The organism is Pseudomonas sp. Emmai (assembly GCF_055179735.1).
Genome location: NZ_CM143685.1, coordinates 187,577 through 207,846, shown reverse-complemented (window position 1 = coordinate 207,846; position 20,270 = coordinate 187,577). Strand labels below are relative to the sequence as shown.

At 62.6% G+C, this 20,270-nt stretch carries 15 protein-coding genes; 12 read left to right on the top strand and 3 right to left on the bottom strand.

What is annotated here, in order from left to right; all coding sequences use genetic code 11:
- Window positions 1-3: 3 nt before the first annotated feature.
- The 6 genes from ACY4LX_RS00950 (at window position 4) to ACY4LX_RS00925 (ending at window position 8,407) form a co-directional block, all read left to right on the top strand.
- Complete coding sequence (locus ACY4LX_RS00950; RefSeq protein WP_463258942.1) at window positions 4-1,569, top strand: glycosyltransferase; 1,566 nt, start codon at window positions 4-6, stop codon at window positions 1,567-1,569.
- On the top strand, window positions 1,563-2,867 hold the full coding sequence (locus ACY4LX_RS00945; protein ID WP_463258941.1) for a glycosyltransferase: 1,305 nt from the start codon (window positions 1,563-1,565) through the stop codon (window positions 2,865-2,867). The genes ACY4LX_RS00950 and ACY4LX_RS00945 overlap by 7 nt, the downstream gene beginning before the upstream one ends.
- Window positions 2,864-4,021 carry an acyltransferase family protein gene (locus tag ACY4LX_RS00940; RefSeq protein WP_149659371.1) on the top strand — a complete coding sequence of 386 codons (1,158 nt, stop codon included), beginning with the start codon at window positions 2,864-2,866 and terminating at the stop codon, window positions 4,019-4,021. Before ACY4LX_RS00945 ends, ACY4LX_RS00940 begins: the two co-directional genes overlap by 4 nt.
- A complete protein-coding gene (locus ACY4LX_RS00935; RefSeq protein ID WP_463258940.1) occupies window positions 4,015-4,836 on the top strand; it encodes a class I SAM-dependent methyltransferase in 822 nt (273 codons plus the stop codon). The genes ACY4LX_RS00940 and ACY4LX_RS00935 overlap by 7 nt, the downstream gene beginning before the upstream one ends.
- A 246-nt stretch (window positions 4,837-5,082) precedes the next feature.
- On the top strand, window positions 5,083-6,279 hold the full coding sequence (locus ACY4LX_RS00930; RefSeq protein WP_463258939.1) for a DUF3142 domain-containing protein: 1,197 nt from the start codon (window positions 5,083-5,085) through the stop codon (window positions 6,277-6,279).
- Window positions 6,266-8,407 carry a hypothetical protein gene (locus ACY4LX_RS00925; protein WP_463258938.1) on the top strand — a complete coding sequence of 714 codons (2,142 nt, stop codon included), beginning with the start codon at window positions 6,266-6,268 and terminating at the stop codon, window positions 8,405-8,407. Before ACY4LX_RS00930 ends, ACY4LX_RS00925 begins: the two co-directional genes overlap by 14 nt.
- 3 nt (window positions 8,408-8,410) lie before the next feature.
- On the opposite strand, the gene ACY4LX_RS00920 is transcribed toward ACY4LX_RS00925, so the two are convergent.
- Complete coding sequence (locus ACY4LX_RS00920) at window positions 8,411-9,040, bottom strand: LysE family translocator (protein ID WP_463258937.1); 630 nt, start codon at window positions 9,038-9,040, stop codon at window positions 8,411-8,413.
- 145 nt (window positions 9,041-9,185) lie between these two features.
- Between ACY4LX_RS00920 and ACY4LX_RS00915 the strand changes: the two genes are divergently transcribed.
- On the top strand, window positions 9,186-9,662 hold the full coding sequence (locus tag ACY4LX_RS00915) for an Lrp/AsnC family transcriptional regulator (RefSeq protein ID WP_169372376.1): 477 nt from the start codon (window positions 9,186-9,188) through the stop codon (window positions 9,660-9,662).
- A 114-nt stretch (window positions 9,663-9,776) separates the two neighbouring features.
- Here the strand turns inward: ACY4LX_RS00915 and lpdA are convergent, their stop codons facing one another.
- Window positions 9,777-11,177: a dihydrolipoyl dehydrogenase gene (gene lpdA, locus ACY4LX_RS00910; protein ID WP_463258936.1), complete on the bottom strand. Its 1,401-nt coding sequence runs from the start codon at window positions 11,175-11,177 to the stop codon at window positions 9,777-9,779.
- 221 nt (window positions 11,178-11,398) lie between these two features.
- On the opposite strand from lpdA, the gene hflK (ACY4LX_RS00905) reads away from it, so the two are divergent.
- The 5 genes from hflK (ACY4LX_RS00905) (at window position 11,399) to cfaB (ending at window position 18,771) form a co-directional block, all read left to right on the top strand.
- On the top strand, window positions 11,399-13,360 hold the full coding sequence (hflK, locus tag ACY4LX_RS00905; protein ID WP_463258935.1) for a protease modulator HflK: 1,962 nt from the start codon (window positions 11,399-11,401) through the stop codon (window positions 13,358-13,360).
- Complete coding sequence (hflC, locus tag ACY4LX_RS00900; RefSeq protein ID WP_463258934.1) at window positions 13,357-14,397, top strand: protease modulator HflC; 1,041 nt, start codon at window positions 13,357-13,359, stop codon at window positions 14,395-14,397. Before hflK (ACY4LX_RS00905) ends, hflC begins: the two co-directional genes overlap by 4 nt.
- Window positions 14,394-15,452 (top strand): protease modulator HflK, encoded by a 1,059-nt coding sequence (gene hflK, locus ACY4LX_RS00895; protein ID WP_463258933.1) that lies wholly within the window; start codon window positions 14,394-14,396, stop codon window positions 15,450-15,452. The genes hflC and hflK (ACY4LX_RS00895) overlap by 4 nt, the downstream gene beginning before the upstream one ends.
- The gene (locus ACY4LX_RS00890; protein ID WP_463258932.1) at window positions 15,449-17,359 is read left to right on the top strand and encodes a heavy metal translocating P-type ATPase; all 1,911 of its coding nucleotides are present in this window, start codon (window positions 15,449-15,451) and stop codon (window positions 17,357-17,359) included. Before hflK (ACY4LX_RS00895) ends, ACY4LX_RS00890 begins: the two co-directional genes overlap by 4 nt.
- Window positions 17,360-17,586: 227 nt before the next feature.
- Window positions 17,587-18,771, top strand: coding sequence for a C17 cyclopropane fatty acid synthase CfaB (cfaB, locus tag ACY4LX_RS00885; RefSeq protein ID WP_149659381.1), 1,185 nt, complete (start codon window positions 17,587-17,589; stop codon window positions 18,769-18,771).
- Here cfaB and cls read toward each other — a convergent pair.
- Window positions 18,768-20,207, bottom strand: coding sequence for a cardiolipin synthase (gene cls, locus ACY4LX_RS00880; RefSeq protein WP_149659382.1), 1,440 nt, complete (start codon window positions 20,205-20,207; stop codon window positions 18,768-18,770). The genes cfaB and cls overlap by 4 nt on opposite strands.
- Between the last annotated feature and the right edge of the window lie 63 nt (window positions 20,208-20,270).

Genomic DNA, 20,270 nt, shown 5'->3' with positions numbered 1-20,270 from the left:
GCCATGAATTTCATTCTTTACTCGGACGTCAACGACAGCTCCATCAGCCAGAGTCTCGGGCGTCCCGAATACAGCTATTACTTCGTGCTCAAGGCTTATCGCCCTGTGCTCGAAAGCCTTGGGCGGGTGCATGTGGTGTCCTCCGTCGCCGAGGTCGATCCCCTCTATCGACAATTGCTCGCCGCTGGCGAAGACAGCCTGTTCCTGTCCTTCACGCCGCCGCAGAAAACCCCCAATGACCTGGAATGCCCGACGATTTGCGTGGTGGCCTGGGAGTTCGATTCGATTCCCGATGAGCAGTGGGACAACGACCCACGCCAGGACTGGACGCACATGCTGGCGCGCCAGGGGCGGGTGATCACGCTCTCCAGTCACACGGCCCGGGCCATTCGCCGGGCCATGGGCGAAGACTTCCCGGTGCTGGTCTTGCCGACGCCGTTGTGGGAAAACTTCGCCGACATTCGCAGCCGTCATACCAGCGCCCCGGTCAATCCGGGTTCGACCCTGGACATCAAGGGCTGCCTCTTCGACACGCGTACCCTCGGGCTCAATGCCGATGCATTGATTCCAGCGCCACCCACGGCTGAAGAGTTGGCGGCGCTGGAGGCCCTGCGGCCACCGCCGCTGACGCTCAAGCGCCGCTTCGTCATTGCCCGTCACTTCTTGCGTCTGTGGGCACTGGACCTGGGCAAAGGGCAACCGGTGCCGGTGCATCGCACGCATTTTCTCAAGCAGTGGTATTGGGAAGGGATCCGCGATCTGTTATCGGACGCGGCCCATGACCGGCTGGCCAACGCCCTGCCAAACATCGCCGGCCCGTTGCCGATTGTGTTGCCCGAACCCGTACCACGGACCTGGCCGGACACCACCGCCCTGGTCGAAACCCAAGTCGATGGCGTGGTCTACGCCACGGTGTTCAACCCCAAGGACGGTCGCAAGAATTGGCACCAATTGATCACCGCGTTCTGCTGGGCCTTGCGCGATAAGGACGACGCCACCCTGGTGCTGAAGATTACCCAGAGCGACCTGTCGTCCTACTACGACGAGCTGATGACGCTGCTCGCGCAGTTGTCGCCGTTCAGCTGTCGGGTGGTGGTGATGCACGGTTATCTGGACGATCCGCAGTACGCCCGGCTCTACGAAGCCGCGAGTTTCTACGTCAATGCTTCACGCTGCGAAGGCCTGTGCCTGCCGCTGATGGAGTTCATGGCCTGCGGCAAACCGGTGATCGCCCCGGACCACACCGCGATGGAAGACTACATCGATGAGGACGTGGCGTTTGTGGTCAAGTCCAGCGAAGAACTGACGATCTGGCCCCAGGACACACGCATCATCTACCGCACCCTGCGTTATCGACCGGACTGGGGTTCACTGAAAACCGCCTACGAAAACAGCTACCGGATGGCCAAGGAACAACCCCAGGACTACCAGCAAATGTCCCGGGCCGCCATCGAGCGCATGCACGCTTACTGCGCGTTCACCCCGGTGCAGCAGCGCCTGGCGGACTTCTTCGGCCTGGCCACCCAGGCCCCGGCGCCTGCGACCGTGACGGATAACGCCTCATGCTGATCATCATTCATTCGGAAACCAACCAGCACACCATCGCCCTCAACCTCGGCCGTTCCGAGTACAGCTATTACTTCGTGCTCAAGGAATACCGGCCGGTGCTGGAACGCTTGGGTCGGGTGGTGGAAGTCAGCGATCCCCAGACCGAAGTCGATGCCCTGTACCTCGACTGCCTGTCCCGGGGCGAACCGTGCGTGTTCCTGTCGTTCTCGCCGCCCCATCGCACGCCGGTCAACCTGTCCTGCCCGACCCTGCCGGTGTTCGCGTGGGAATTCAGCACCATTCCCAACGAACCGTTCGACGGCGAGCCGCGCAATGATTGGCGCAGCGTATTGCGGGCGTGCGGTGCGGCGATCACCCATTCCAGCTACACGGTCAACGCCGTGCGCGAGGCCATGGGGGTGGATTATCCGATCGTTGCCGTGCCCGCCCCGGTGTGGGACCGGTTCGCCGCCCGTGGCGCGCAGTTGCAGCGTCAACCGCTGGCCAATCAGGTGACGTTGAAGATCAAGGGCTTGGTGGCGGACAGTCGCCAACTCGATCTGCAAGCCTTTGGCCCGGCACATTTGCGCACGGGGGAGGGCATCGATTTCGACGCGCCGGCCAGTGAACATGAGTTGCTCCTCGATGGCGTGATCTACACCTCGGTGTTCAACCCCAGCGACGGGCGCAAGAACTGGGAAGACATGCTCAGTGCCTTTTGCGTGACGTTCCGCGAAGCGCCGGACGCGACCCTGGTGCTGAAACTGACCCACCACGATGCCGAAGAAGCCCTGGCCGACATCCTTCACCATTTGTACAAGAACCAGTCTTACCGCTGCCGGATCGTGCTGATCTACGGTTATCTGGCGGATGTGGATTACGAGCGTCTGGTTGAGGCCACGAGTTACGTGGTCAACACCGCGTACGGCGAAGGGCAGTGCTTGCCGCTGATGGAATTCATGTCCTGCGGCAAACCGGCGGTGGCGCCACGCACCACGGCGATGCTCGATTACCTGGATGCCGACAACGCGTTCATCATCGACACCACCGACGAACTGACCGCCTGGCCCCATGACCCGCGCCGGGCGTTCCGCACGTTGCGCTACATCACCCATTGGGCATCGTTGTGCACGGCGTATCGCAGCAGTTATGACGTGGCCCGGGATGATCCCGAGCGCTATGGCCGGATGTCCGCCCACGCGGTGGCCAGCCTCAAAACCTTCTGCAGCCAGGCCACTGCTGAACAACGGTTGAAGGTGTTTTTGGCCGACCTGTTCGAAACCCGCGCTGTCTCTGCCGAGGAAACCCCCGAGATATGAACGGCAGCAAACGAATCATGGACATCGAGCTGCTGCGCGGCATTGCGGTGCTGGGCGTGTTGTTTCATCACCTGACGGGCAGCCTGTTCACCGACCCGGTGCCGCTGCTGGAAAAAATCCATGGCTGGGGCCAACCCTGGTGGGGCGTCGATCTGTTTTTCGCCATCTCCGGTTTCGTCATCGCCCGCAGCCTGATCCCCGCCTTGCAGGGTTGCAGCACACGCCAGGAATACTGGCAGCAGACGCGCAACTTCTGGCTGCGCCGGGCCTTTCGCTTGTTGCCGTCGGCGTGGCTGTGGCTGGCACTGATGCTACTGGCCTGTGTGTTGATCAACCGCTCCGGCGCGTTCGGCACGTTACACGCCAACCTCCAGGCGACCCTGGCCGGGGTCGCGCAGTTTGCCAACTTCCGTTTCGCCGACAGCTTCTATCGCTACGAATACGGCACCAGTTTCGTGTACTGGAGTTTGTCGCTGGAGGAGCAGTTCTACCTGCTGTTCCCGCTGCTGATCCTGATCTGTCGCAAGCACCTGGTCTGGGCCTTGCTGGCGTTGGTCGCGGTGCAGTTGTTTACCCTGCGCACACCGCTGCTGATGGTGGTGCGCACCGACGCACTGGCCCTGGGCATCCTCTTGGCGATGTGGAGCGCCCGGCCAGGTTATGTGCGCTGGGAACCGACCTTCCTGCGCCGGCCTTGGGCGGGTGTGTCATTCCTGGTGCTGGTAGCGCTGGCGTTGAGCGTGATTGCCACCGATCGCTTCACCTTCACCAGCTACCGCATCGGTGCGATTGCCGTGCTCAGCGCGGTGCTGGTCTGGGTCGCGTCCTACAACCGTGACTACCTGATGCCGCGCGGTCTGCTGAAAAATCTGATGGTGTGGATCGGCAGTCGCTCCTACGGGATTTACCTGATCCACATTCCTGCCTATGCACTGGTGCGAGAAGTGATCTTCCGATTGCAGGGTGCCGGTCTGCCGAGCCCGGCGGGTCATCCGATCCTGACCATCCTTATCGCCGGCGGGCTGATCGCCCTGTTGAGCGAGCTCAATTACCGCTTCGTCGAAATGCCCATGCGCAATCGTGGCGCCGCGTTGGTGCAACGCCTGGGCACGTCCCGAAACGCCGTCCCATCTCCTGGAGCTACCTCATGCTGAGCATTTTGAAGAGACTCACGGCGGGCATACCCGCGCCCTCGCAGCCCGTGGCGCCGGTGCCGGACAAGGTCGACCCGTACATGCTCGGTCTGCACGATGCGATGCTCAGCGGCTGGTTCAATCAGGTAACCGGTGAGCTGTTCACCGGTTTCCCGGTGACCGCCGAGGACACGTTGCTCGACGTGGGCTGCGGTGATGGCGGTAACGTGCATTTCTGCGGCATGCGTGGGGCGAAGATCATCATTGCCGACATCGACGCGGCCAAGGTCGAGGCGACTCGCCAGCGCCTGGGCGACACCCCGGCCCGGGACGTCGAATGCCATGTCACCGACTGCAATCCGCTGCCGATTGCCGATGGCACCGCCACCCGCGTGGTGTCCACAGAAGTCATTGAGCACGTCGACGACCCGGCGCAGTTCCTTGCCGAGTTGGTGCGGGTCGGCAAACCGGGGGCGCTGTACCTGCTCAGCGTGCCGCACCCCAGCTCCGAAGACCTGCAAAAAGACATCGCCGCGCCGGAGTACTTCCAGAAGCCCAACCACATTCGCATCATCAGCGAAGAACAGTTCAAGGCCATGGTCAGCGATGCCGGCCTGGAAGTCCTGAGCCACAGCCAGTACGGGTTCTACTGGTCGATGTGGATGCTGTTGTTCTGGGAAGCCAAGGTCGATTTCAGCAGCCCCGATCACCCCTTGCTCAATCATTGGGCCGATACCTGGCAGGCGATCCTCGATTCGCCCCGGGGCGCGCAGATCAAACAGGCGCTGGATGCGGTGGTGGCGAAAAGTCAGGTGATCATCGCGCGTAAGCCCTAAGCACATCCCTGTGGGAGCGGGCTTTTGTGGAGAGGGGCTTGCTGAGAGCAGGGGGCTTTGGTGGCGAGGGAGCTTGCTCCCGCTCGACTGCGCAGCAGTCGTAATATCAGACAACCCGGTTTGTCTGGAAGGGTGCAGGGGGCCGCTTCGCAGCCCAGCGGGAGCAAGCTCCCTCGCCACAGGTTATCTGTCAGGCATTAGACTGCATTACCCTGTCGGCCTGTGTTTGTAGGGATCAGGGATGTGATGTCGTTCTTTATTCGCCTGTGGGGTCTGTTTGCCGCTTTCACCTTGCTCAACGGCTGCGACCAGCCCCACGCCCCGCCACTCGATCAACAACTCTATGTCTGGCAACGGCAATGGACCCCGGCCCACGAAGCCGCGCTGCGGGACAGCCATGCCGATTTCTCGACCTTGCGCGTGCTGGCGTTGCAGGCCTTTCCCCAGGACGGCTGGAAGCGGGCGCGGATTGATTCGGCGTTGCTCAATCAGGATGCGCGGCCGCTGATTGCGGTAATTCGCCTGGACGGCCAGCTCAAGGCGCTGGATCAGGACGAGATCATTGCCCAAGTCCGGCAAGTGCTCGACGACTGGCAAACCCAGGGCTTGACCGTGACTGGCGTGGAAATCGATCACGATGCCGGCAACGCTCGATTGCCGGTTTATCGGTCATTCCTCTCGCAACTAAAAGCGGCACTGCCGGCGTCTCTGCCGCTGAGCATCACCGCGTTACCGGCCTGGCTCGACAGCCCTGATTTGCCCGACTTGTTGGCGACCGTCGATAGCAGCGTCTTGCAGGTGCATGCGGTCAGTGATCCGCGCCGGGGCTTGTTCGACGTGGATCAGGCCCGGCAATGGGCCAAGGCCTGGGGTCGCGTGACGCAGAAACCCTTCTATCTGGCCCTGCCGGCCTATGGCGTGGCGTTGTTGCCGGGGGCCGACGGCGCACCGGTGGTGGAAAGCGAAGTGCCCATCGAACGCGGTGGTGAGCGCCGGGAACTGTTGGCCGATCCACTGCAACTAAGCACGCTGGCCCTGGACCTGCGCAACGGTCCGCCGCCGCACCTTGCCGGGCTGATCTGGTTTCGCCTGCCGTTGGCCGGTGATCGCCGGGCCTGGAGCCTGACCACCCTCGGCGCCGTCGCTCGCGGTGATGCCCTCGACAGTCGCCTGAACCTGCAACTTTCCGAACAAGGCGGCCTCTATGACATCGCCGTCAGCAACCAGGGCAATCTCGACAACGCCTGGCCCGAACGCCTGACGCTGGCGGTGCACGGCTGTGACGGCGCCGATGCCCTGGCCGGTTATGCGTTGCAACAAAGCCCGGATCTGCTTACCTTCACCCGCCTGCGCGACGGTCGAATTGCCGCCGGCGGCCAACGCGCCATCGGTTGGGCACGCTGCACCCACATTGATCAAGGAGGTTCGAATGTTCACCCGTAACTGGCCCCGCCATCTGCTCTGCCTGAGCCTCGGTTTACCGCTGGGTTCGGCGCTGGCCTGCGGGCCGGATTTCCCGATGCGCCTGCTGGAAGACCGCGCCGGGTCACTGGCGCAGTTACCGGAAGGTAACTTCAAATACGAGATCAGTCGCCTCGGGCATGCCATCGCCGGGCTGAAGAATGTCACGGCGGCCACCAACAGCCCGGACAACGGCTATGGCGAGACGCCGTCCTACACCGAGCAACGGGACCAGGCCGAGCAGGCCGGTTTGAGCGCGGAACAACAAGCGCTGGTCAAGCAACTGCGCACGCTGACCGATGCGCATCAGGTGGAGGTTCAGGGCGCGAGCCTGCCGGTGGATCTGCGGCTGTACCTGGCGGGCGCCGTGGCGTTCAACGCCGGGGAGTATCAGCTCGCTGCCGAGTATTTCCAGAAGGTGTTGGCCCTGCCGGTGGAGCAACGGCCGTTGCGCAGCACCTGGGCCGCGTATTCGCTGGGCCGGGCGTTGTATGAAATGAGCGCCGAGGCAGACGCCGAGCCAGATCTGTTAGCCCAGGCGCAGAAAGCCTTCGAGCAGACCCGTCAACTGAGCATCGATGGCTTCAGCGATCCGCTGGAACTGGGCGTCGCCAGCCTCGGCGAAGAAGCGCGCGTGGTGCGCACGGCGGGTGACTGGAACCGCGCGATCGAACTCTATGCCACGCAACACATCCACGGTTCGGCGGTGGGTTACGCCTCGCTCAAGCAGTTGATGGGCGAACTCACGGCGCTGCCTGACGATGAGTTGACCGCGTTGCTCAAAGGCAAGACCGTGCAGCAATTGGTCACTGCATCCTTGCTCAGTCGCGTCGGCTGGTCATTTGACGGGCAACCGCCGGGCGAGAAAAAACTCATCCAACTGCTGCAAGGCAGCACGCGCGGCAGCCTCGACAATGCGGATCGCCTGGCCGCCCTGAATTATCAACAGGGCGACTACGCCAGCGCCAAGGCCTTCGTCGAACACGCGGGCGACGGCGGCCTGGCCTGGTGGGTGCGGGCCAAACTGGCCCTGCGCGAGGGCGATAAAACCGCCGCCACCGCCGCCTATGCGAAAGCGGCCCAGGCGTTCCCGCAGAATGAAGCCTGGGGCGAGGCGCGTCTCCCGGAATGGGATTACAACGACGTCGTCGTCCAGCCCAAATGCCGGGTCGAGGGCGAAAGCGCGATCCTCGCCTTGCAGCGCGGGGATTACCTGCAAGCCTTCGATCAGCTCTATCGCAGCAATGGCGTCTATTGGCTCGACGCGGCCACCGTGGCCGAGCGGGTGCTGACCGTGGATGAGCTCAAGCATTACGTCGACACCAACGTGCCGGCCGTACCGCCGCAGACTCAGGAGCAACGGGACAACTATGTGCCGTTGCCGGTGGCCGCGAGCCTGCGCGATTTGCTCGGGCGGCGGTTGTTGCGCGAGGAGCGTTACGACGAAGCGCCGGGGTACTTCGACAACGTCGAATTGCAGAACAAGGCCAAGGCCTACGCAGAGCAACGTCAGGAGGCCGATGCGGCCTGGTGGCCCACCACTCGCGCCGCCGCGTTGTTCAACGCCGGTAGCATGGCTCGACAGTGGGGGATGGAGATCCTCGGCTATGAGATGTCACCGGATTACGCCAGTTTGTTCGGTGGCAACTTCAGCCTGGAGACTGCCGAGCTGAAAGTCGGGCCGCTGGTGTCCGAGGGTGAGGTCCAGCGCCAACAGGCCAGCGCGGCTCAGCCAGACGTGCGCTTTCACTACCGATTCGTCGCCACGGCCCTGGCCAGTCGCGCCGCCGACAACTTGCCGCACACCAGTCAGGCCTTTGCGGCTGTGCTGTGCACGGCGTATAGCTGGAACTCCAGTCTTGAGGAGCAGAGCGCGATCTATCAACGCTACGTCGACGAAGGCCCTTATGTGTACTGGGCCGGGGACTTCGGCCATCAGTGTCGCTCCCCGGACTTCCAGAATGCCAGCAAACGCTACGTGACCCAGGCCACGGATTCCGTGCGTTCAGCACTGCGGCCGTACAAGAAGCCAGTGCAGTTTGGCGGTGTGGTGGTCGTGGTGGCGGCGGCCTTGCTGTTGATCAACCGCCGGCGCCGCAAAGCGCAGTAAGGCTCACGCCTGTTGCACGAAGGTCAGCCTTACCGCGAACCCGATCAACAGGCTGCCGAACAGCCATTGCTGGACCCGTTGGGCCGATGGACTGCGTTGCAGCCAACGGCCCAGCGCGGCGCCGACCAGGGCGTAGGCGCTGTCGAACAGCAAGCCAACGCCCACCAGCAGCACGCCCAGCGTGGCGAACTGCGCGAGTACCGGGCCGGCCTGGGGGTTGATGAACTGCGGCAGCAATACCGAGCAGAACAGCAACGCCTTGGGGTTGAGCAGGTTGGTCAGCAAACCGCGCTGGATCGATTCGCGCCAGCGCGGTTTTTCCACCGTTGCATCGGCGCCGTTCAGGTTCGGCAGCATCGTGCTGCGCAGGCATTGAATGCCGATCCACAACAGGTACGCGGCCCCGGCCAGGCGCACCACGTCGAAGGTCCAGGGCGCAGCCTTGAACAACGCGGCCAGCCCCAGCGCCGCCAACGCCACATGACAAGCCCGGGCGATGCCCAAACCAATCGCCGTGGCCAGCGCTGCGCTTTTGCCTTGGCGGGCACCGGTTTGCAGCAGCAGGATCATGTCCGGGCCGGGCAGCAGATAGACCACCGCCAGCGCCATGAAAAACAGCCAGAGTCCCGCCATGTCGCACCCCATTCGTTGTCGATTTGGTAGGGCCAGTCTAGGGCGGGAGGGCGGGGCAGGTGCTTGCGTAGTTGGCTACTAAAGTCTCGTGGATTGGCATAACCTGCCACGCAATGACGCGCTGACTATCGGGATCTGCCAAACCATGAAACTGGACGCCTACGACCGCAAAATCCTCGCCGCCCTGCAACGGGACGGGCGCCTGAGCAATGTGCAATTGGCAGATGAGATCGGATTGTCGGCGTCACCGTGCTTGCGCCGGGTGCGGATGCTCGAAGAGGCGGGGGTGATTCGCGGCTATCAAGCCAACCTCGATCGCGACGAAGTGGGGCTGGGGCTGACGGTGTTTGTCGGGGTCAAGGTCGAACGGCACAACGATGAACAGGCTGACGCGTTCCGCGAGGCGGTGACGGCGCTGCCGGAGGTGATTTCGGCGTTCCTGGTGTCCGGGGAATCGGATTTTCTGCTGCAAGTGGTGGTGCCAGACCTGCGCGCCTATGACCGGTTTCTCACCGGGCGGTTGCTGAAGTTGCCGGGGGTGAGTGATATCCGCAGCAACTTTGCGATTCACACGGTGAAGACGCCAGGGGCGTTGCCTTTAGAACATTTACCCGCGAGCTAGGATCGTTCCCACGCTCCGCGTGGGAATGCAGCCCGTGACGCTCCGCGTCACTGGACGCGGAGCGTCCCTTGAGGCATTCCCACACGGAGCGTGGGAACGATCATGTGCGAAAAATTACATCTGCGTCGCCATCCCCTCCACATTCATCGCCGCCTGGCGCAACGCCTCGGAGCGGGTCGGGTGTGGGTGGCAGGTCAGGGCAATGTCCTCGGCGGACGCGCTGAACTCCATGGCCACGCAATATTCACCGATCATTTCACTGACGCTCGGACCCACCAGGTGCACGCCGAGGATTTCGTCGGTGCGCTCATCGGCCAGCACTTTGGCGAAGCCTTCGGTCTCGTGATTGATCTTCGCCCGGCTGTTGGCGGTGAACGGGAACTTGCCCACCTTATAGGCACGACCTTCAGCCTTGAGCTGTTCTTCGGTCTTGCCGACGCTGGCCAGTTCCGGTTTGGTGTAGATCACGTTGGGGATCAGGTCGTAATTGACCTCGCCGGCCTTGCCGACGATCTGCTCGACGCAGGCCATGGCTTCGTCTTCGGCCTTGTGCGCGAGCATCGGCCCGGACGTGACGTCGCCGATCACCCAGATGCCAGCGGCTTCGGTGCGATGCCCTTTGTTGGCGAGCATGCCGCGTTTGTCGGTGGCGAGGCCGACGTTCTCCAGCCCCAGGCCTTGGGTGTAAGGCCGACGGCCGATGGCCACCAGCACGTAGTCGGCTTCGAGCAACTCGGCGGTGCCCCCGGCGGCGGGTTCGACGCTGAGCTGCACGCCGTTGGCCGAGGTGGTGGCGCTGGTGACTTTCGAACTCAACTTAAAGCTGATGCCTTGCTTGGTCAGCGAGCGCTGCAGGGTTTTGCCGGCCTCGCCGTCGACACCGGGGCAGATCCGGTCGAGAAACTCGACCACCGTCACCTGCGCGCCCAGGCGCCGCCAAACCGAACCCAGCTCCAGGCCGATCACCCCGGCACCGATCACCACTAGGTGCTTCGGTACTTCAGCCAGGGACAGCGCGCCGGTGGAGTCGAGGATGCGTCGGTTGTCGATGTCGACACCGGGCAGGGGAGTGGGCTCGGAGCCGGTGGCGATGATGATGTCCTTGGCGCTCAGCTCGGTCTTGGCACCCTGGCTGTCGGTGACAGTGACCTTGCCCGGCCCGTCGATATGGCCCCAGCCTTTGATCCAGTCGACTTTGTTCTTGCGAAACAGAAACTCGATGCCCTTGGTCAGCCCGGCAACGCTTTCATCTTTCTGCTTCATCATCTGCGCAAGGTTCAGGGTCGGTTTGACCTCGATCCCCAGGTTGGCAAACTCCGCGCCCATGGCCGCGTCATACAGTTCGGAGGCGTGCAACAGCGCTTTGGACGGCATGCAGCCGACGTTCAGGCAGGTGCCGCCGAGGGTGGCACGGCCTTCGACGCACGCGGCTTTCAAACCGAGTTGGCCGGCACGGATCGCCGCGTTATAACCACCCGGGCCTCCGCCCAGAATCACGATGTCATAGGTGCTCATGCTGTTACTCCTGGAGTGAAGGGACCGGATCGGTCGTAGCTGTTGCTAAAAATTACGAACGTAATATGTGCGCTCAACGGTATTTCGGTCAAGGCTTCAGCCAAGCGACAGGTTGTGCACCTTTAGATAGAGCGATTTAGAACGGAAATTTCACGCCTTTCGTTATAAGGTAACGAGATGTGACGGGCTTTGACGTCAGCAACGATAAACACTGGGGTGGTATGCAAGTTGATCTTGATGTCGATGGAACTCAAGTAGCCGGGCTGCCGCGCTTTCAGCAGGCGTTGTTCCACGGGCGACGGTTGCGTCAGTACGCCATCGGTTTGAGCGCTTTGGCGGCGGCTGGGCTGGTACTGGCGTTTTTTGTCGCGCTGTTTGCGCCGCAATCACTGTGGGGCGCGCTGTTGGTCAACCAGAGCGGCGGGTTGCTGGTGCTGGTCGCCGGTTTGCAATCGGCGTGGTGGGTGACGCAATGGCGAGCTCGCGCGATGAGTCCGGTGGTGTCGACGCCGGTGGTTGTGGAGGAAGAAGTGGTCGCGCCGGCAGGTTGGTACGAACGCTTGCTGGACCGGATCGGCCAGCGCTGGGTGCATCTGCTGGGGCAGATCGGTGCGCCGACGTTGTGGCTGGCCGGTTGGAGCGTGCTGACGCTGTACAGCATCGGCCAGGTCTGGAACCTGGCGCTGACCCCCGCAGCGCTGGGCTTGTCCGCCAGTGTCGGCGCGGTGCTGTCGCTGCTGCTGGCGTTCGGTCTGCTGGTGCTGGAACGTCAACTGGCTCAGGAAAACAGCGCCGAATGGCCCGAAGCCGGGGCGTTGGCGCAGCTCACGCGCGTCGCGATTATCGGCCTGGTCCTGAGCGCGCTGTGCTTGCTGTTCGGCAATGAAACCTCAGTCTGGCCGGTACGCCTGGCGGTATTGATCGGTTTGCTGCCGGGGCTGGTGGCGATCGAATTGTTGCTGCGCGCGGTGCTGTCGCTGTTCAGTCCGCAACGGGAACAACTCGAACCGTCATTGCTGGCGCGCAGCTTTGTCGCGGACATGCTGCGCTGGCCGCCACAACCGTTGCTGGCCTTGCAGCACGAATTGCATAACCGCTTCGGCATCGATCTGCGACAAATCTGGGCCTTCACCTACATGCGCCGGGCCTTCTTGCCGGTGCTGGCGGTGGTGGCGATGGTTGGTTGGGCGCTGACCGGGATTCATGAAATACCGCTGCAAGGGCGTGGCATCTACGAGCGTTTCGGCAAACCGGTGGAGGTGTTCGGTCCCGGTTTGCACGCCGGTTTGCCGTGGCCGTTGGGCCGGGTGCTGAGCGTCGAGAACGGTGTGGTCCATGAGTTGGCCACTAGCGGTGAAGCCACCACGCCCGTGGTGCTCGAACCGGCAGAAGGCCCGGCGCCGGCGATTGCCAATCGCTTGTGGGATGCCAGTCATGTGAACGATAAATCCCAGGTCATTGCCAGCAGCCGCGCCGACAAACAGAGCTTCCAGATCGTCAACATGGACGTGCGTTTCGTGTATCGCATCGGCTTGAACGACAAGGACGCGTTGGCCGCGACCTACAACAGCGCGGATGTACCGACGCTGATTCGCAGCACCGCCAGCCGGATTCTGGTGCACGACTTCGCCTCGCGCACCCTCGACGGTTTGCTCGGTGCAGACCGGGTAGGGCTGGGCGAAGAGATCGGTCGCGCCGTGCAGGCTGACCTGAAAAAACTCGACAGCGGCGTGGAAATTCTCGCCACCGTGGTCGAGGCGATTCACCCGCCGGCCGGCGCCGCCAATGCCTATCACGCGGTGCAAGCGGCGCAGATCGGTGCGCAAGCGTTGATCTCGCGTGAGCGCGGTGCGGCAGCGCAAGCCAGCAACCAGGCGCAGATGCAAGCCAGCATCGCCCGCGATCAAGCCACCGCCAGCGCCCGGGAAATCAACGCGACGGCCCAGGCGTCCGACCTGCGCTTCAGTGCCGAACGCAAAGCCTACGCCAGCGCCGGCCAGGCCTTTGTGCTGGAGCAGTATTTCAGTCAACTGACCCAGGGCCTGGCCAATGCCAAGTTGCTGGTGCTCGATCATCGCCTGGGCGGCAGCAGCAACGCGCCGACCATTGACCTGCGTACGTTCACGCTGCCGGCTGACCCTGCGTCGCCGCGTAACACCGCTCAGCCAGGAGCCACCCATTGAGCCAGTCGAATACTCACGATCACGATGACCACACTGGCCACGATCACGGCCACGGCGGGCATCACCACGGTCATCATCACCATCACCACGGTGATCCCCAGGAAGCCGGTCCATTCCCGTGGCGACGCATGGGCTGGGCGGCGTTGCTGGTGGCGTTCGCCATTGCGGCGGCGAGCCTGGTGCAAGTGCGTTCGGGGGAGGCCACGGTGATCACCCGTTTCGGCAATCCGTCGCGGGTGTTGCTGGAACCGGGATTGGGCTGGCGTTGGCCGGCGCCGTTTGAAGCGGCGATTCCGGTGGATTTGCGCCTGCGCACGACGTCCAGCGGTTTGCAGGATGTCGGTACGCGGGACGGTTTGCGCATCATCGTGCAGGCGTACGTGGCGTGGCAGGTGCAGGGTGACCCGGACAACGTGCAGCGCTTTATGCGCGCAGTGCAGAACCAGCCGGATGAAGCGGCGCGGCAGATTCGCACGTTTGTTGGTTCCGCGCTGGAAACCACCGCCAGCAGTTTTGACCTGGCCAACCTGGTGAACACCGATGCCAACCAAGTGCACATCGCCGATTTTGAAGCGCAGTTGCGTCAGCAAATCGATCAGCAGTTGCTCACCACCTATGGCGTGCGCGTGCTGCAAGTCGGCATCGAACGCCTGACGTTGCCCTCCGTGACGTTGACCGCCACCGTCGATCGCATGCGCGCCGAGCGTGAAACAATCGCCACCGAACGCACGGCCATCGGCAAACGCGAAGCGGCGCAAATCCGTTCTGCCGCCGAACGGGACGCGCGCATTGTGCAGGCCGATGCCACGGTGAAAGCCGCCGACATCGAGGCGCAATCCCGGGTCGAAGCCGCACAGATTTATGGCCACGCTTACGCCGGATCGCCGCAGCTCTACAACTTGCTGCGCTCCCTCGACACCTTGGGCACGATTGTTTCACCGGGCACCAAACTGATTTTGCGCACCGATGCCGCCCCATTCCGCGTGTTGGTGGACGGCCCGCCGAGCCTTGATAACAAGTCCGGGTCGCAGCCATGAATTTGGTTCCACGTGGAACAAATGAGTTAAGCAGTCCCTGGATTCAGGCCGGGCGTCTGGCGTTTTTGGCGCTTTACGCGGTGACGGTGCTGGCGGCTTTGGCGTGGGCATTCTCCAATGTGCGGCAGATTGATCCGCAGAATCGCGCCGTGGTGTTGCACTTTGGTGCGCTGGATCGCATTCAGAATGCCGGTCTGTTGTTGGCGTGGCCGCGTCCGTTTGAGCAGGTGATTTTGTTGCCGGCAGCGGATCGGGTGATTGAGCGTCGAGTGGAAAATCTGCTGCGCAGTGATGTGGCGTTACAGGCGGATCGGGTGGCGACGTTTGCCACGCCGCTGAGTGATGCACTCGCCGGCTCCGGTTATCTGCTGACCGGTGATGCCGGTGTGGTGCAACTGGATGTGCGGGTGTTTTACAAAGTCACCGAGCCGTACGCGTTCGTGCTGCAAGGCGAACATGTGCTGCCGGCGCTGGATCGCTTGGTCACGCGCAGCGCGGTGGCGCTCACTGCCGCTCGCGACTTGGACACCATCCTGGTGGCGCGCCCCGAACTGATCGGTACCGACAACAAAGCCGCCGAACGCCGCGAACGCCTGCGCGGTGACTTGGTGCAAAGCATCAATCAACGCCTCGCCGAACTGACTGCGACGGGGCAGGGGATTGGTATTGAAGTCGCCCGGGTCGATGTGCAATCGAGTCTGCCCGGCCCGGCGGTGAATGCGTTCAACGCCGTACTCACTGCCAGTCAGCAGGCCGACAAAGCCGTGGCCAACGCTCGCACCGACGCCGAGAAGCTCACCCAGACCGCCAACGAACAAGCCGACCGCACCCTGCAGGTTGCCCATGCCCAAGCCAGTGAACGACTGGCCAAAGCGTCGGCCGATACCGCCACGGTATTGAGTCTGGCTCAGGCGCAACAGCAGGGCACCGACCCGCAAATGCTCCTGCGCATTTACCGTGAGCGGATGCCGAAGATTCTCGGTCAGGCCGGCTCGGTGACCACGGTCGATCCGAAAGACGATTCCCGCCTGATCATTCAGGGAGCTGCACAATGACCGCCCAAACCGCCGCCGCACCGAGCATGTTGTCCTCGGCCGAGCAACGCAGCGCCGCGCGCCAACTGACCCTGGCCATGCTTGCCCTGGGCTTGCTCGCGTTGGGGCTGATCTGGCGTTGGGTCTCGCCGGAGCAAACCGGCGTCAGCCAATTGCTATTGGGTTTTGCCTCGATCCTGGTGGCCGTGCCGGTGATGCGCTCGGCCTGGTACAGCTTGCGTTACCTGAGCCTGCACGGGATCACCGATCAGTTGATCGCCCTGGCGATGCTCGGCGCCTGGGCCACCGGTGATTTGCTCACCGCCGCGTTGCTGCCGATCATCATGATCTTCGGCCACGTGCTGGAAGAGCGCAGCGTGATCGGTTCCCAGGAAGCGATTCATGCCCTCGGCAAACTGACCCGCAGTCACGCGCGCAAAGTGCAGGCTGACGGGGCCATTGTCGAAGTCGATAACGGCACGCTCAAGGCCGGCGATATTGTCGAAGTGCGCGCCGGCGATCGCGTGCCGGCGGATGGCCGAGTGTTGTCCGGTCAGGCGAGCCTCGACACCGCATCGATTACCGGCGAGTCGGTGCCGTTGGAGGCGGTGGTCGGCATGACCGTGTTCGGTGGCGCGATCAACCTCGATGGTTTGCTGCGCATTGAAGTGACCCGCACCGGCAACGAATCGACCCTCGGCAAAGTCATCGCGCTGATGCAAAGTGCCGAACGTTCCAAGCCGCCGATCACCCGTTTGCTGGAGCGTTACGCCGGCAGCTACATGGTGTTGGTGTTGTTGCTGGCGGCGGTGACTTGGTTCGTGACCAACGATGCGCAGGCGATGCTCGCGGTGTTGGTCGCCGCTTGCCCCTGTGCGCTGGTGTTGTCGGCACCGGCCACGGCGATTGCCGGGGTGGCGGTGGCGGCGCGTCACGGGATCCTGATTCGCAGCTCGGCGTTCCTCGAAGAGCTGGCGGACCTGACGTCACTGGTGGTGGATAAAACCGGGACGCTGACCTTCGGCACCTTGCGCCTGCAATCCATCGACAGTCCATTGGAAGATCGCAGCCACGTACTCAAACTCGCGGCCAGTCTGGGCTCGGCGAGCAGTCACCCGGTCAGTCGCGCGTTGGCCAGTCTGGTGACGCAGGAGCATTTCCTGCTGCTCTCGGACATTCACGAGCGCCAGGGGTTGGGCGTGGTGGCGATGACCGAACAGGGCGAAGCGGCGCTCGGGCGTCCGGAGTTGTTCGCACAATTGGGCATCGCCACTTCGGCCGTGCCCGATCACGACGGGCCGATTGCCGGGTTGGCACTCAATGGCGAATTCCTCGCGTGGCTGCTACTGGCAGACACGATCAAACCGGAAGCACGCTTTGCCTTGAATGAATTGCGCGAGCTGGGTTTGGGACGGCAGTTGCTGCTCACGGGGGATCGGCAAAGCGTCGCGCATACCCTGGCCCGGGACGTCGGCATCAGCGACGTCGAAGCCCAGGCCTTGCCCGAAGACAAACTCAATCGGGTGATGACGGAAATCGGCAACGGCTTCCGGCCGATGGTGGTCGGCGATGGTATCAACGACTCCCTGGCGCTGAAGGCCGGCGTTGTGGGCGTGGCAATGGGTGCCGGCGGGGCGGACATTGCGCTGGCCTCGGCGGACATTGTGCTGATCGGCAGCGACCTGCGCCGGCTCGGCACTTGCGTGCGTTTGAGTCGCCAGTGCCGGCAGACGTTGCAGGTCAACGTGATCATCGGATTAGGCTGGACCCTGGCAATCGTCGCCTTCGCCGCATTCGGCTGGCTCGGCGCAGCGGGGGCGATGATTGCCGCGTTGCTGCACAACTTGAGCACGCTCTTGGTATTGGGCAACGCCGGACGGTTGCTGCGGTTTCAGGAGCCGCTGCTCAAATTGAAAGATGAAGTCTGATATACCCTTTGGGAACGCTCTAAACCGGGAGATATCGGCGCTCTAAACTTTTTAGAACTGTGTGCTCACTTCGTAGTCATCTAGGTGTGGACCATTGGTTTTCAGATCACGACGGCGGTTCGAAGCGTCGCGAGCTATATAGAAAAAGGCTATTAAATCGATAGCCAGCTATTTTTCTAGGATGGTCTACCCTCACATCAGACGTCTGAAATAAGGGGGGATTTTCCATGCTCGCGCAACTTCCACCGGCCTTACAGAATCTGCAGTTACCGCTTCGTCTGCGACTCTGGGATGGCCATGAATTCAATCTGGGCCCGACGCCCAGCGTCACCATTGTGGTAAAGGACCCACAGATGGTTACCCAGTTGACCCACCCAAGCCTTGATTCGCTGGGAGCGGCGTTTGTCGAAGGCAAACTTGAGCTTGAAGGCTCCATCAGCGACGTGATCCGCGTCTGCGATGAGTGGAGTCAGGCCTTGTTGGGCGAGGCCGACAGTCAGCCGGTGCGCCTGGCCCACGACAAGGAAACCGACGCCAAGGCGATTTCCTACCACTACGACCTCTCCAATGCGTTTTATCAGCTGTGGCTCGACAGCGACATGGCCTATTCCTGCGCCTATTTCGAAACCGGCAGTGAAACCCTGGAGCAAGCCCAGCAAGCCAAATTCCGCCACCTGTGCCGCAAGCTGCGCCTGCAACCGGGTGACTATCTGCTGGATGTCGGTTGCGGCTGGGGTGGGTTGGCACGCTACGCGGCCCGGGAATTTGGCGCGAAGGTGTTCGGGATCACCCTGAGTAAAGAGCAACTGGCCCTGGCCCGCGAACGGGTTAAAGAAGAAGGCCTGGAGGATTTGATTGAGCTTCAACTGCTCGACTATCGCGATCTGCCCCAGGACGGGCGTTTCGACAAAGTGGTCAGCGTCGGCATGTTCGAACACGTCGGTCATGCGAACCTGGCCGAGTACTGCAAAATCCTGTTCGGCGCGGTGAAGGAGGGCGGTCTGGTGATGAATCACGGGATCACCGCCAAGTACACCGATGGCCGTCCCGTGGGACGCGGTGCCGGCGATTTCATCGAGAAGTACGTGTTCCCCAACGGCGAGCTGCCGCACCTGTCGATGATCTCTGCCGAGATCAGCGAAGCCGGCCTGGAGATCGTCGATGTCGAGAGCCTGCGCCTGCATTACGCACGCACCCTCGACCACTGGAGCGAACGCCTGGAAGACAACCTCGAAGCCGCCGCCAAAGAGGTGCCGCAACAGGCGCTGCGGATCTGGCGCCTGTACCTGGCCGGCTGCGCGTATGCGTTCGCCAAGGGCTGGATCAACCTGCACCAGATTCTCGCGGTCAAAGCGCACCCGGACGGCAGCCATGAACTGCCCTGGACCCGTGACGACATCTACAACCCTTAGAGAATCGGGGAAATAAGCCGGGCGACCCGCATGCCGATCTGTTGCAGGCGGTGGGTCTCCCGGCTTTCTTCTTTGGCGATTTCGTGGGAAACGGCGAAATCGTCGTTGAGCATCTGTTCCACCTCGGCGGCAAACGCGCTGTCGACGGTCAGCAGCATCACTTCGAAATTCAGCCGGAACGAACGGTTGTCCAGGTTGGCGCTGCCGATGGCGCTGATTTCGCTGTCGATCAACACCACTTTCTGATGCAGGAAACCGGGTTCATAACGGAACACCCGCACGCCTGCGCGCACGGCTTCGAAGGCGTAGAGGCTGGAGGCGGCGTAGACAATGCGGTGATCCGGGCGCGATGGCAGCAGCAATCGCACATCGACACCGCGCAGTACGGCCAGGCGTAAGGCTGCGAAAACGGCTTCGTCCGGAATGAAATAGGGGCTGGTGATCCATACCCGCTCGGTCGCCGCGTGGATGGCTTCGACGAAGAACAGGGAACAGGTTTCGTAGGAATCCGCCGGACCGCTGGCGAGCAATTGGCAGAGCACGCCGTCGTCCGGGTAGACGTCTGGCAGGATCAGCGGCGGCAAGGTGCGGGCGGCCCAGAACCAGTCTTCAGCAAAGGATTCCTGCATGCATGCCACCACCGGTCCGCTCACTTGCACGTGGGTATCGCGCCACGGCGCCAGGGGCGGTTTCTCGCCCATGTATTCGTCGCCGACGTTGTGCCCGCCGACAAAACCGAGCACACCGTCCACGACCACAATCTTGCGGTGGTTGCGGAAGTTGACCTGAAAACGGTTGAGCCAGCCGCTGCGGGTGGCAAACGCCTTGACCTCGACACCGGCATCACGCAACGGCTGCACGTAACTGTGGGGCAACGAGTGGCTGCCGATGCGGTCGTAAAGCAGGTACACCGCCACGCCTTCGGCGGCTTTTTTCAGCAGCAGGCTTTGCAGGCGCTGGCCGAGTCGGTCGTCGTGGATGATGAAGAACTGGATCAGCACGGCTTCTTTGGCATGGCTGATAGCTTGGAAAATCGCCTCGAAGGTCGCCGTGCCGTTGATCAACAGGCGCACTTCATTGTTCGCCAGGCACGGCATGCGCCCCAGTTTCGGCATCGCCCGCAAGGAGGCGTAGGCATTGGAGGCGCGGGCGGTCAGGGCTTCTTCGACCCACGGACGCCAGTTCAGCTCGGAGATGGCCTTGCGCATTTCCTCGTTGGCCTGGCGCCGCGCCTTGATGTAGCCATCGAAGGTGCTGCGGCCGAAGACCAGGTACGGGATAAGTGTCAGATAGGGAATGAACAGCAACGACAGGGCCCAGGCGATCGAGCCTTGGGCGGTCCGAACGGTCAACACGGCGTGGATGGCGGCAATCAGGCCCAGCGTGTGCAATAGCGCGATCAGGTATCCGAAAACATGCGGTCCAAAATAATCCATGGGGCAACCTTGCTCCTGAAGATTCAATACGTAACAGACCATGTTCCGTGCAGAATGTCGCTA